Origin of the sequence: Dialister succinatiphilus YIT 11850 (genome assembly GCF_000242435.1) — a bacterium.
Classification (GTDB): domain Bacteria; phylum Bacillota; class Negativicutes; order Veillonellales; family Dialisteraceae; genus Dialister; species Dialister succinatiphilus.
On sequence record NZ_JH591187.1, the window covers coordinates 286,712 to 300,604 of the forward strand.

The window sequence follows — 13,893 nt, forward strand, 5'->3', positions numbered from 1 at the left end:
AATGAATAAATATATAGCATGTAATGCCGATGAATTATTAACTCATCGAATTTATGAAGAACTGCCTGAAAGTACTATGTGCCGTAGAGATGCATTTCAACGTGATAGAGATCGTATTATTCATTCCAGAGCTTTTCGGAGAATGATGCATAAAACGCAGGTATTTAATCCTAATAAAGGAGATCATTATAGAAATCGTTTAACACATACTTTGGAGGTATCTCAGATTGCCAGATCAATAGGCAAAGTGTTAGAGCTTAATGATGAATTAATTGAAGCTATTGCGTTAGGACATGACTTGGGGCATACACCATTCGGGCATGTAGGAGAGAGGACTTTAGATGAAATCCTATGGCAAGGAATACTCGAAGCTAACATCGAGCCAATTAAAGAAAATTTCAAGCATAATTTTCAATCTCTGGAAGTAATTGACCATCTGGAGACCAGATGTAGCGAATACACTGGTATTAACTTAACTTTGGCTGTTCGAGAGGGTATTATAAAGCACACAAAGGTTACAAAAAACCAAGGCAAAGATTTTATTGTATATAAAGATTTAAACATGGAGGGAATTGATTTAAGGTTGCCATCGTTCACTGTAGAAGGACAGGTTGTAGCGATTGCAGATGAAATAGCACAATGTACACATGACTTGGAAGATGGTGTTCGCAGTGGAATCATTGAATTTAGCCCTCTGATTAATATGCCTCTTGTACAAGAATGTATCAATAAATATAAAGTTAAGGTCAATCCGGCTGCATCAAGTTTAGCATATGAAACACGGTCTCAAATTATCAAAAATTTGGTTGGCTTTTTGATTGAAGATGTATGTCAGAAGTCTTGTAAAAATATTTTGCAATGTACTAAGAGTTTGGAAGAATTCAGAAAATCACCAGTCCAGCTGATTGAATTTAGTGATAATATCAAATCCATGGAAGAAGAACTGATGAAATGGATGAGAGATAAAATTATTTCTTCGGAAGAAATCAGTATAGCTGATGCCAAAGCCAGGTATTTTATTCGTCATATTTTTAGAGCATTTTTCGAGCATCCGTTGGAACTTCCTGATTATGTTTTAAGTAAATATCTCTGTGGATATAATAAGGTTTCTACTTATTCGCGGTCGAAAATTGATATAGAAAGACTGCAGGATGATCCGGCTTTTCGAAGGACAATTGCTAATCATATAGCAGGAATGACGGATCAATATGCGGCTAGACTTTATAAAAAATTGTACTATCCTGATTACGTATAAGATTATAAAAGTTTCTGATTATAGATGATGGCTGCTATTTTGGTATAAGGAAAAAATTATGATATATTTCCTATTTATTTTATGTCTATTATTAGTCTCTAATTACAGGTTTTATCAAAAGGGCTATTGCAAAAACTATTTGGATAAGTATCATTGTAATGTGATTAAAGGTCTCTTTATTGGGATTGTATTTATGGATCATTTTTCACAGTATGTGAAGCTAAATAACTATCTCGATATTCCGTATATACATTTTATACATTATGTTAATCAATTTGAAGTTGCATTGTTTCTTTTCTATTCCGGATACGGACTAATGGTTTCTATCATGCAAAAAAGGATGCCCTACATTAAAAAGCTTCCTTCCCACCGCATACTTAGGACGCTTATTCATTTTGATGTAGCAGTATCTCTCTATTTGATGATATCTATTTGGAAACATGGAATTCCTTCAATAAAAGCAGTCGCTTTGGGTTTTATCGGATGGGGGGGCTTTGGCAATTCTAATTGGTACATTTTTGCTATTTTGGTTTTATGGATGATTTCCTTTGTCGTTTTTTATGTTTTTAGAACGGATAAATATATTTTACAGATTTCTATTACTACGTTACTTACGGTTACAGCAGCATATCTGATTTCTTTATATAAGCAGCCATATTGGTATAATACATTGTTGTGCTTTCCTTTGGGGATGTCTTTTGCCCTTTATAAGGACAAATTAGAAAAGATTTTCTTTAAATCATGTACTAGATGGCCGTATTTGTTTACAACTATATTTTGTGGAGCAGGGACATACATATTTGGAAAACACCAGGCAAATTTCTATCTGTATGAAGTTTGGATACTTTTCTTTACGATGTTTACCGTGTTGATTACTATGAAATTTGAATTTAATAATTCGATTTTGGCCTGGATGGGTAAGCATCTATTTGAAATTTACATCTTAATGAGATTACCCATGATTTTGCTGCAGCCCTATTTTAAAGGACATAATTATCATTATCTTGTTATTTCTGCTATAATTACCGGGGCACTTGTCGTTGTATTTACTCCATTTTTAAAATGGCTTGATGTGCATCTGTTTCAAGTTAATAAGAGAAGAGGCGAATTTTAAATGAATAAAGAATATGAATTTCTCAAGACAATGTTGTCCTTTTCAATTTCAGGAGTTCTACATTTATTTAAGGTATTTCCTATCCAACGGAATAAAATTCTGCTTTATCCTTTTAATGGACATTACTATTGTAATCTTAAATACATTGATGAAAAAATCAGGGAAGAACATTTACCAATCATATGTGTATGGGAAACGCACAACGTTAAAGACCGTTCTTATCCGGCAGGCGTAAAAACAGTCAAAAAGAATAGTTTTGCTATGTTTTATCATTTTTATACAGCATCAGTCATTATATTCAATAGTGGCTTACCGAGCTGGATGTATAAACGAAATGGGCAGACCTTCATTGAAACTTGGCATGGCGGCGGAGCTTATAAAAAGAATGATGCAGTATTCAAAAATATGAAAAATAAGTGGAAATTAGTTCGAGCTGAAAAAGCATGGCAGCGTGTTGACTATATTATAAGTTCCTGTGCAAAATTTACTAAGATATTTCGGGATGATACTGGGACAAAGGCCGCTTTTTTATCGATTGGCATGCCTCGTAATGATATCTTTTTCAATGAAGCGCGTATGCAGAAGGCTGCATCATTGGTTCGGGATACCTATCAAATACAACCGGATTTTGGAATAGTCTTGTACGCACCCACATTTAGAAATAACGGTATGTTAGTAGACTTGGATGTAAATGAATTATTATGCTCATTGCAGTTACGATTTAAGAAACCGTTTGTACTTTTTGTGCGCAGCCATCCACATCTTGCAAAAGATATTTTCGCTAAGACAAATAGACATGATAGGGTTATAGATGTGAGTGGTTATGTGGATATGCAGGAGCTGCTAGCTGCAGCTGATGTTCTTATTACAGATTATTCTTCCAGCATGTGGGATTTTTCTTTGACCGGACGTCCGTGCTTTATCTATGCTAACGATTTGTCCAGCTATAAGAAAGAAAGAAATTTCCATACTCCTATTAATGAATGGCCATTTCCGCTGGCAGAAAGGAATGAAGAATTGAAGAATAACATATTAAACTTTGATCAGCATGATTATGAATGCAAGGTTAGACAGCATCATGAAGAGTTAGGTTCTTACGAAAATGGTAATGCCTCTTTAGAACTATGCAATATAATTATGCATTTGATAAATAAAGAAAAATTAGAAGATAATTATCGGGGGGGTATAACCTCTTAATCTTTTCTTTCGCTCATGGTAGAGAAAGGAAACAGACCATATCCCGAGGACTTACATTCCGAATGGAATGTGCTGCTTAAGGGAGGATATTGGTCATGAAATGCGTTTCCGTTGTTATTCCATCCTATAATAGAGCACACTTGTTATCTTATACAATTCCCAGCTATGCTCAGGATTTAGTAGGAGAAATCATCATTGTAGATGACTGTTCAACCGATAATACCAGTGAAGTAATAAGGCAGTTGCAAGAGAAATATCCTTTTATCCGTTATTTTCGAATGCCTCGTAACAGCAAACAGACCGCAGCCAAAAATGAAGGAATAAAGCATGCAAAATATCCGTTTATTTATCTGGGAGATGATGATTCTTTTATTACTCCAGATACCATTCAGAAACTGTATAATACTTTGATTACTTATGATGCTGATGTGGTAGGTGCTAAAGCTCTATATATGCATAATCAAGAGGAGTTGAAACATATAAATGAGTTTATTCTGCAAAACAGCAGACATGTTAAGTCTGCTCAGAATGCCCTGGATATTAATAAACTTTTTTATATCAATTTTGATTTTGACTGTGACTCTCCTCAGTCTGTTCCCTTTTGTCACGCCTGTGCTTTGGTAAAAAGAGAGATTTTTGATTCTATACATTTTGATGTGGGTTATAAGGGTAATGCTTTCCGCGAAGAGACGGATCTATTTACACGAGTAAGTGCAGCAGGTTATTCCATTTATTATGATTCGTCCGCTGTTCAGATTAATCTTCCTCGTACCATGATTTTACGTAAGAATTCTATTTTACAGCATAAGCTGAAAGCAGCCTTTTATGAATTTTGGAATACATATAAGTATTTAAGAAAAAATAAGAAATTCCTTCAAACCTATTATCATACGTCAAAGAGCTTTCGAAAATTGTGGCTATGTTACATGAAGGATGCGCTTTATGTGAAGGCAGGTAAATTTTTCAAGATTTTATTGAGTTTAGAAAAGGAAAAGAAATGAAAAAAGTTGTAGATATGCTGACCTGGGCAAAAGATGCCTGTCTGTATTGGATGCATAAAAACCATAAAAGAGATATGAATTTATGGGTATTTGGATGCTGGGGTGGTAATAAATACGCAGACAATGCAAAATATCTTTTTGAATATATAAATGAGAATTATCCTTCTATTCGTGCGGTCTGGATTACGGCAAAGACTGAGATAATCGATACGCTGGCGAATGCAGGATTTGAGGTTTATCTGGCTGATACAGAATTAGCGGAAAAAGTGCTTAGACAGGCGGGAGTTGCGTTCTTTACTAACAGTCTTAATGATTTTGGCATGCACCCATATCTGAATGGAGCAAAGATTTGTGCTCTTTTTCATGGAGTAGGCTTTAAGAATGAGCTGAGGGAATTAGATAATCAAAATACTTTAAAAGCTAAACTTAAAGGGCTGAAGCATGCTATATACGATTTATCCTATACAGACTATATTTTTACAACATCACAATTTGCAAGAGAAAAGTTCTACAGACAGCAGTATAATGCAAAGTTAAACTCAATAATATTAACAGGACAGCCAAGGAATGATGCTTTATTTGATGAAAGTGGTAAGCCTTTTCCTGCAGAGAGGACTATTCTTTACCTACCTACGTTTCGTGAAAATAAGGAAGGTCAGATTCGGCTGGAGAAAGTTATTAACGATTTGCTAACTTACTCTGAGTTAAACGACTTATTGAAAAATTATGGCTATACTTTATTGATTAAACCGCATTACTTGACCAAAGTGCACAAAGAAAAACGTTTAACCAATATCCAGGTATTAAACGATTCAGACGTTACAGATGTTCAGAAGCTGCTGGCAAAAGTAGGAATGTTGATTACCGATTATTCCAGCGCTATTGGGGATTTTGCTCTGCTTAACAGACCTATTATTTTTTATTCTTATGACCTGGAAGACTATTGTAAAAATAGCCATATGGATCCGGCTTATTTGTCTATATTGCATGAGACTTATGTAAAAAATAAGGAAGAACTATACGCCACTTTAGCAAAATTATTTCAAGAAAAAATTTATTACCAAAGCACTGCTGAGTCAATTAATTCATATCTCAATGAACAATTATTGAGGAATGGTGGCTATTGTAGAAATGTCTGCCAGTATCTTTTTGAGAATGAAAATATTAAGTAAAAATAATTATGATTAAGGTGATTGAAATGAATCTGTATGTTTTTATGCTTAAATGATGTATTATCATAGCAAAAGAATGTGATAATAGAAGAATATTCTGAGATAAATGTAAACGGAATTGATTTCCTGTTATTGGCTTAATGTACTTAAAGATTTAAATTACCTATCAGATTTTGGAAATTAAAGACAAAAGCATAGAAAACCGCTTTTTTGTATAAAATGAATTTTGTTTATAAATGGAAATAGCAATTGCATCGATAGAATGAGAGGTGCCCTTATTCTTGGATGCTGGAAAAGAGGAAAAATGAATAGTTCAGAACCATTAGTGTCTATTATTGTACCTGTTTATAATACCGAAAAGTATTTACCGCGTTGCATTCATTCTATCTTAGAACAAACATATAAAAAGATTGAGTTATTACTCATTGATGATGGAAGTACTGATTCGTCTGGAGAAATATGCGATGCGTTTTTTGAAAAAGACAAGCGAGTAATAACAATTCACCAAAAGAATCAAGGTGTTTCAGCTGCTCGAATTTGCGGCTTTGAAAATTCTCATGGCCAATATATTATGTTCGTTGATAGTGATGACTATATTGCACCTTCCATGGTAGGTTATATGATTAGTGAAATAATAAAGTATCGTGCTGATTTAGTAATCTGCCAAATGAATAAAGTAGGTGATAGGGCAATAGTAAATGATGTAATTCGTCCGGCGCCAGGATTTTATGATACAAAGAAAATTCATGAGCTTTTGGCAACAAATGCCTTGGTTGACATAAAATCAGGTAGATCCGGATTTCCTTTTGAAATTTGGGGAAAGATATATAAAAGGGAGATAATGACATATGCACTAACTGAAGGTATCGGGATTTGGTATCAAGAAGATATGATAATTAACTTTTCCATATTATTTCAAATTCACTCTATGATTGTCATTCCGGAACACTTTTATTATTATTTCTCCCGACCAGGTCAGGCAACTTTACAATATAGGCATGATGCAGGGAAGAATTTCCTGGTTACATTTGATAAACTTCAAAAACTTGATAATTTGCATTTACTAAAAGAGCAATTACCAGTTAGAGCCATGCTTGAAGCAGTACGAATCCTTTCGTTATGTGAACGCAAAGGGGAAGGTAAAAATGAATTCATGCATTTGTTTCGTTATTTGAGAAAGAGCTCTATTTTTTTTGAGTTAATCAATCAACCGGCAAATTATGGTAATATTCTTACTTATTTTAAACGTTTTTTAATATTAAATAATCTTGGATATGTTTATTATTGGACTTCGAAAGCATTTCATATACTAAGATGGAGGCGGATGTAGATATGTCAGAAAGTCTCAAGAGAAAACTATTTTGGAGCATTATTATTACAAGTATGTTTTGCACAATACCTGCTGCAGTGCGTCTAAATTTTCTAGGCTCAATCATGGGAGCCAAACTAACTTTATATCCTTTGCTTATTGGGGTACTTTTTTCGATTTATGATTGGCATAAGAATGGGAAAAGTTTTTCAAGAGAAGACAAATATGTTGTATATTTTCTTCTTCTGTATGGTGGGGTCACTTTTATTTCGCTGATTCATGGATTAGCAATTTATCCCTATTATAATGATATATTAAACGGACCAATGAATCAGATAGAAAAGCTGCCGAAGGCTTATAATCTTCTTCATCGATTTGGTATTCCCGTAGACGAAAAAATGCTTCTTGGAATATGGCTGATTATTCGCCCTATCAAAGGTTTTATACTTGAAATTTTCTGGTCGTTCGGAATTTCCTACATGATTTATTGCTGGTATCGTAATCATTGGGAAGAGGGCTTTTCTATTATGAGAAAGGGCCTTTTATGGTGTATCGTTATTATTGTCTTGTATTCTATTCTAGATATCCTATATTTGTACGGCTTTTGGGGAGCGGAAACGGTTCTTAAATTTCTTAATCCTATCATTCATGATATCAAACAGGATGGTACCTGGTGGCCTCCTCTCGTATGGCCTGGTCAGCTTCGTTCTATATTTGCTGAACCTTCTTATTTCGGCATATTTGCTGCTTTTGCTATGCCCTGGCTCTGGTATTCTATTTGCAAAGAAAAATCATATAGGAAAAAAGTAGCCATGTTTATTTTGTTTACATTTTATGTGATATGTTTGTTCTTGACGAGAGCTCGTACAGCCAATGCTCTTTTTTTAGGGGAACTTTTGCTATTTGGAATTGCCAGTGTTCTCTTTAGAAAAGAACTTCTCAAGAATTTTATTATTTTGGCTTTGTGTGCTATCGCTGCTCTTGGCATTGCATCCTATGGCATTGATAATTTCTTGCCGGGATCACCTGAGAAGGCTCAGGTAATTTCCGAACAGCGTGCGGGGCACAAGCCTGTAAATAAGGCTACAAATAAGGCTACAAATAAGCCTACAAATAAGCCTGTAAATGTGTCTGGATATATGGCAGATAATTTAGGCTCTTTGGCTAGTGCTGATAAAAGGAGCAATCGTTCCCGTTACTCTATATTGAAAGCTAATATTGGTATAGGTATGGATTACCCGGTCTTGGGGGTTGGCCTTGGCTTAAGGCATGCTTATATCCCTGAATATTTGCCTAAAGAAGCCTTTTCGGTCTCGGAAATACAAATGTGGATTAGAAACCAGAAAGAGAAAGGTATCATGCGATCGGGATTTCCCTCATTAGGCGAATATTCCTCCAGGTTTGCGGAGACAGGTATTCTTGGACTTATTGTTTATTTGATTCCGGCATTTTTCCTTATATATCGACTTTTAGCTGTTAGTTGTAATAAAGCCGTAGGTTCCCCAAAACGCATTCCCTATGTATTTTTCCTCATATCTATTCTTGGCGTGCTGGCATCTGGGTTGGGGGATAGTATTAACATTACATATGCCTACTGGTTACTTTTGGGTCTCGGATATGCTATGTGTTTTGGAAAGAAAACAATTAGTGCTCTTAAGAGTGATTAATGTATGAACCAACGTAAATTAGGAATTCTTCTCAGCTATTTGAATATTGCACTTCATGCTGTTATAGGCTTTCTCTATGTGCCGATACTTCTCCATTTTATCGGCAAAAGCGAATATGGGCTTTATCAGCTTATGGGTTCTTTGATTGCCTATTTCAGCATTATGGATTTCGGCCTTTCTGCTGCAGTTATCCGGTTCTATGCCAAGTACAGGGCATTAAAGGACAGTATCGGCATGGAGAATATCCTTGCCATTTCTGTTCGTGGATATGGTGCTGTTACCGTATTAGCACTGGCCATTGGCTTTATTTGCTATGGATTTCTGGATGTTATCTTTGCAGGAAGCATGACCGTATCAGAAGTGGCGGAGGCAAAGCAGATTTTCCTGCTTTTGCTTTTTAATATTGTCATCACTTTATCTACCATGGTTTTCCGTTCTGTGATTAATGCCCATGAGCGTTTTTTCTTCCTAAAAGGAATGGAGACCATCCAGCTGGTATTGCAACCTGTTCTTGTAGTGCTGGTACTGCAGCGTCATCCCAGTGCGTTTTCCGTAGCCGCTGTGCAGACTGTATTGAATCTGGTGCTCAGTGGAGCAAGGGTTTATTACTGTTTCCATGACCTTCACGTGAAAATTCATTTCCATTACTGGAACCATGAGCTTTTCTCAGAGTTCAAGAAATTGGCTTTGAGCGTTTTTGCTGTGTCCCTGATTGACCAGGTCTTCTGGAAAACAAACCAGATTATTCTGGGTATCATCAGCGGGACGGCAGCAGTGGCGGTATACTCTATTGCTTCCTTGATTTATATGAACTATATGGCCCTCTCCACAGCCATTTCCGGTGTGTATCTTCCTCATGTTACCGGCATGGTGGCCAGGAAGGAGCCCATCAGCAACCTTTCTGAGCTCTTTATTCAGATTGGCAGATGGCAGTACTATCTTCTGGCCCTGGTGGCGACCGGCTTTATTATTTTCGGAAAGCAGTTCATCTCTTTATGGGCAGGACCAGGGTTTGAAGACTCTTATATCATTACTCTTCTCATTATTCTTCCATTTACAGTAGACCTGATTCAAAACATAGGCCTTGCTATCATGCAGGCCATGAACCGTTATGACTTCCGTGCCCGCATTTATTTTCTCACAGGGGTTTTGAATCTTCTCCTCGCTATCCCACTGGGAATCAAATATGGCGGTATTGGCTGTGCGGTGGCTACCGGCATTTCTATGATTGTGGGAAATGGATTCATCATGAACTGGTACTACGCAAAGGAGATACACCTTGCCATCGCTTCCTTCTGGAGACAGATAGGCAGAATATCGCTGGTTACAGGTGTATGTCTTGTGATAGGATATGCTGCCAATATGTACCTTTTGCCTCAAAGGGGAATAGGGCCTTTCGTTTTGAAGACAGCAATGTATACTGCTCTATATATGGTAATGATATATGTCTTTGCCATGAATCGGACGGAACGAGAGAAAATCCAGGCTACGTTTAGGAAATTGCATATTCACTAAGAAGCGAACGTGGGTAAAGGAGTTCTCTTTTACTTTTATAATTGTTAGCCATTATTTACCTATTGTGGTTCTTTAGGATGCTTACGAAGAAATGAATAGGTGATAGGATGCGAAAAATATTGGTAATTGAGTAGGCAGTAAGTGGTAAAATAAGAAGTAGTTTATCAGTACCGAAGGGTACAGATTGATAAACATTTTCTTGCTAATTTTTTATCTAGCTTATTATATGATGCTTTTATATGATGATTTCTTATTCATGGCGTTAAGTGCAGGGGGCAAAAATGGCTTCAAAGGATGCTGCGACCTATGATGAAGCACGCAGGCTGATTCGTAAGGCAATGGCTGAACATAAACTGGTTCTTTTTGTTGGATCCGGTACGTCTCTTGATGCGGGGATGCCCAGCTGGTCAAGCGCGGTCTCTCAGATTGCACAAAAATTGCAAATTCAGGTGAATGATGCCGATATGCTTAAAATTCCGCAGTATTACTACAATATGCATGGAAAGCATGAATATACGGTATTGATGAGAAGCATTTTTAAATATGGAGTGCCGCTTCATCCCGGGAAAGTACATAAACTTATTTTTCGATTTGATGCAGATACGATTATAACAACCAATTATGACCATCTGCTGGAACAGGCCGCTGAAGAAAGTGGCAAGATTCTCCATGTCGTAGCAAAAGATGCAGAACTTCCCTATGCGAAGGGAAAGAAAATTATAAAAATGCATGGTGACTTCGGGCATGAAAACTTCGTGCTTAAAGAAGATGATTATCTGAATTATACACAGAGTTTTAAATTAATAAATAATTATATTACATCGGTGGCCGGGACAAATCTGATTCTTTTTGTTGGTTATAGTTTTAGCGATCCTGATGTTAAACAGATTTTGACATGGCTTAAGAATGCTCTCGGGAATGATTTACAACAGGCTTATATGATTAGTGTAGGGCCTTTTGAAAAAGTGATAGATGATTATTTCAAAAAATTTGGCATTAATGTAATTTATGCAGAAGATATAGCAGCAGCACGAGGAAAAGCCAATCTTTCTAAGACGATGATATTGGAAGAAACTCTGCAGTGGATTTTAGAAGATAATAACCATAGCTTGTTGGAAGAACTTTATCAGCAACTGGGGCCTTATCACTATCTGGATTTTCCATATGTAAATGATGTGAAGGAAAAGTTGTTAAACTTTAGGCTTGCAACTGGGGAAATGGTTTCGGCTGAGAATGAGATAGAAGATACTAATGCTGTTGCCGTAAATGACAATAATGTCAGTCATGATAGTAATGCTTCAATCCAACAGGAAATAAACGGTGAAGAGGCAGCTGCTTCTATTCCGGATCTTATAGGCAAACGAACTCAATATTGGTTATCCAATCCAATTCTTGAATTTGGCAGCCATATTACATCAGATATTTTTGAACTGGATTCGGGGTCAGATCCGTGTGCTTCCCTTTTCTTGCGGATTTGTTATGTCGCAGACCAGCGAGCGGGATGTTATTCTGATGCCCCAATTATTCGTAAGCAGTCGTGGTATCGGCTCATTGATGATATTTATCATAAAAGAAGTAAAAGTGGAACTCGTAGAGGCATTCAGCTTTCTCAAGATGAATATCATAAAATTGCTGAAATTCTTGCAGTTATGGAAAAGGTTGGCTATGAATCTATTTCTTTTGAGCTTTATGATTGTGATTATAGCCAGTTAAAGACTGCGGATAAACCTGTTCGTTTTCAAGTACAATGCAATATTCCCTTGCATCCGGTAAAGTGGGATGACCGGATGGAAAATGCTATGGATTATTTTGATTATGTGGCATTGGAAGAAAACGAAAGAAACGGGGAGAATTGGGTTTTTCGTGACAATCCGGACATTGTTTTAAAAGAGGCTCATATCTGCTATTTTCTTGGCAATTATCTGAAGGCTTATAACTTGACTAAAATGGCAGCGTCTCAGTATTATCATCGCCCTAATTATGCGAAATACTTTATTGCTAAATGTGATCAGTATTACCTCGGAAGATCGCTTATTCATAAATTAATGCTTAATTCTGAGGAAGAGCATAGTATCATAAAAAAAGAAGTTGATAACATTGATTTAGCTCGTATTTTTGCAGGGATGCCGGACTTATCTGGCGAATCGGGTGGAACAGGTAAAGGGAATCAATTTCTGAAGGATTTGTATTCTTTTCAACTGGTTTATAAAACGTTTAAACAAACAGTAGATGAAGCAAAGCAGACAAGCAAAGAAGCCAAAACAGATTATATTATACATACGGGGATGCCAGCATACCAGACTTTAAGAACGATGATAGCAGCATTTTATCTCTATCAACAGAGAAATCATTTCCTGGTAGACGATTATTCTGAAGTTCAGGAAATCTATAGGATGGCATTTTCATTTTTGCTTTTATCGGTGTTAGCAAAGGATAGAAGATATAACGGTGACAGTATCAACCCGAATCGTTTGAAGACTAAAAATATACACGAAGTTGAACTGAAGCCATTTGACTTACTTCTGGCAGTGAAATTTTCATCTCCAGAGGAGATTAATCAGATTCTGAGAGAAAGAGATACTATTCCTATATCCCAAGCAGGAATACAATATTTAGAACTGCTGGCTAAAAATCTGGCTAAAGAACCGAAGGAGATTCAGTGGAGACATCGTTATTTCCGTACGTTTATGAGTGTGTGCTGCTATGCTGTATTATCGGAAAGTTTAGCTAAGCAGATTCTTGAAACCTTGATTGACCGTATTTCACAAACAAATCAATGGAGTAGATATAATGATATTACTGGATTATTCATTAATCATTTGAGACAGCAGACTTGGTTTTCTAAGTGCGAGTGGATTCCTGGCGTTTTATGCAAGTTGATTGATGCGTTGGTAAGAAACTTGAATTTGAATATTTTCAGAGGCAATGGAAAATGGGCTGCCTGGCAGGTATCAGGTTTACTAGATTCTATTCTTTCGGCCTTGGACAGCGCTGGGAAAAAATATGATAGGGTAAATGTCATTAAACAAATTTTTGATAATGGCATAGACATGACAATAAAAGTTAATTTGGTTATACATATGTATGCTTATAGCTCAAAAACAGTAAAGCAAACAATCAAAAAAGGCATCTACATTTGGAAACCGGATAAAGATGTGAATGGGTGTTTGCTATATGCCGCAGGAGTTGAAGCGGGAGCCATTAGTCATGCTATGGAGCTAGATGAGAACTGTTTCAATCTATTGGAAGAGCATAAGGCTGAATTTAATGAACGAATCAGTAATGGCAAGCACAATTCCAATGATGATTTCTACGTTGACCTGATTTATAAACTTGTACATCTTACGCGATTGGGCATATTATCTCAAAAAAATCGTTTGAAAGAAATCTGTCAATCCTATCGGATGGAAGCTGCCTGCTGGCTGTTGGATTTTCATGATGAGGAATCTTTTTCTAAGTTTAATCCGCAGTGGCTATCTTTATGTGATTCAACATTTTTGAAAAAACTTGCTGCAGATGCACTTTTGAAAAAGGAAATTAATAGGCAGATGAAGGAAGCTTATGGGAGAGGAAACCTTGATGAGAAATTGGTGGGGGTGTATTTTAAATATTTTTCTTAAAGGTAGTCAAATATATCGTTAGCATGTCGTATAGATAAATCTA

9 protein-coding genes are annotated in these 13,893 nt (G+C 36.3%); all 9 read left to right on the top strand.

Going from position 1 to position 13,893, the window contains the following annotated elements:
• The first annotated feature begins 1 nt into the window (after window position 1).
• The 9 genes from dgt to HMPREF9453_RS10990 all read left to right on the top strand — a co-directional run bounded on the left by dgt (window position 2) and on the right by HMPREF9453_RS10990 (window position 13,850).
• A complete protein-coding gene (gene dgt / locus HMPREF9453_RS01180) occupies window positions 2–1,255 on the top strand; it encodes a dGTP triphosphohydrolase (RefSeq protein WP_008858729.1) in 1,254 nt (417 codons plus the stop codon).
• Window positions 1,256–1,313: 58 nt separating this feature from the next.
• Window positions 1,314–2,369, top strand: coding sequence for an acyltransferase family protein (locus tag HMPREF9453_RS01185; protein WP_008858730.1), 1,056 nt, complete (start codon window positions 1,314–1,316; stop codon window positions 2,367–2,369).
• Window positions 2,370–3,566, top strand: coding sequence for a CDP-glycerol glycerophosphotransferase family protein (locus tag HMPREF9453_RS01190; RefSeq protein WP_008858731.1), 1,197 nt, complete (start codon window positions 2,370–2,372; stop codon window positions 3,564–3,566).
• 95 nt (window positions 3,567–3,661) lie between these two features.
• Window positions 3,662–4,567 (top strand): glycosyltransferase family 2 protein, encoded by a 906-nt coding sequence (locus HMPREF9453_RS01195; protein ID WP_008858732.1) that lies wholly within the window; start codon window positions 3,662–3,664, stop codon window positions 4,565–4,567.
• Window positions 4,564–5,739: a CDP-glycerol glycerophosphotransferase family protein gene (locus HMPREF9453_RS01200; protein ID WP_008858733.1), complete on the top strand. Its 1,176-nt coding sequence runs from the start codon at window positions 4,564–4,566 to the stop codon at window positions 5,737–5,739. Before HMPREF9453_RS01195 ends, HMPREF9453_RS01200 begins: the two co-directional genes overlap by 4 nt.
• A gap of 304 nt (window positions 5,740–6,043) precedes the next feature.
• Window positions 6,044–7,069: a glycosyltransferase family 2 protein gene (locus HMPREF9453_RS11170; protein ID WP_071986731.1), complete on the top strand. Its 1,026-nt coding sequence runs from the start codon at window positions 6,044–6,046 to the stop codon at window positions 7,067–7,069.
• Window positions 7,070–7,071: 2 nt separating this feature from the next.
• A complete protein-coding gene (locus HMPREF9453_RS01210; protein ID WP_008858735.1) occupies window positions 7,072–8,715 on the top strand; it encodes an O-antigen ligase family protein in 1,644 nt (547 codons plus the stop codon).
• A 3-nt stretch (window positions 8,716–8,718) separates the two neighbouring features.
• On the top strand, window positions 8,719–10,230 hold the full coding sequence (locus HMPREF9453_RS01215) for an oligosaccharide flippase family protein (protein WP_008858736.1): 1,512 nt from the start codon (window positions 8,719–8,721) through the stop codon (window positions 10,228–10,230).
• 281 nt (window positions 10,231–10,511) lie between these two features.
• On the top strand, window positions 10,512–13,850 hold the full coding sequence (locus HMPREF9453_RS10990; RefSeq protein ID WP_008858737.1) for an SIR2 family NAD-dependent protein deacylase: 3,339 nt from the start codon (window positions 10,512–10,514) through the stop codon (window positions 13,848–13,850).
• Window positions 13,851–13,893: the final 43 nt, after the last annotated feature.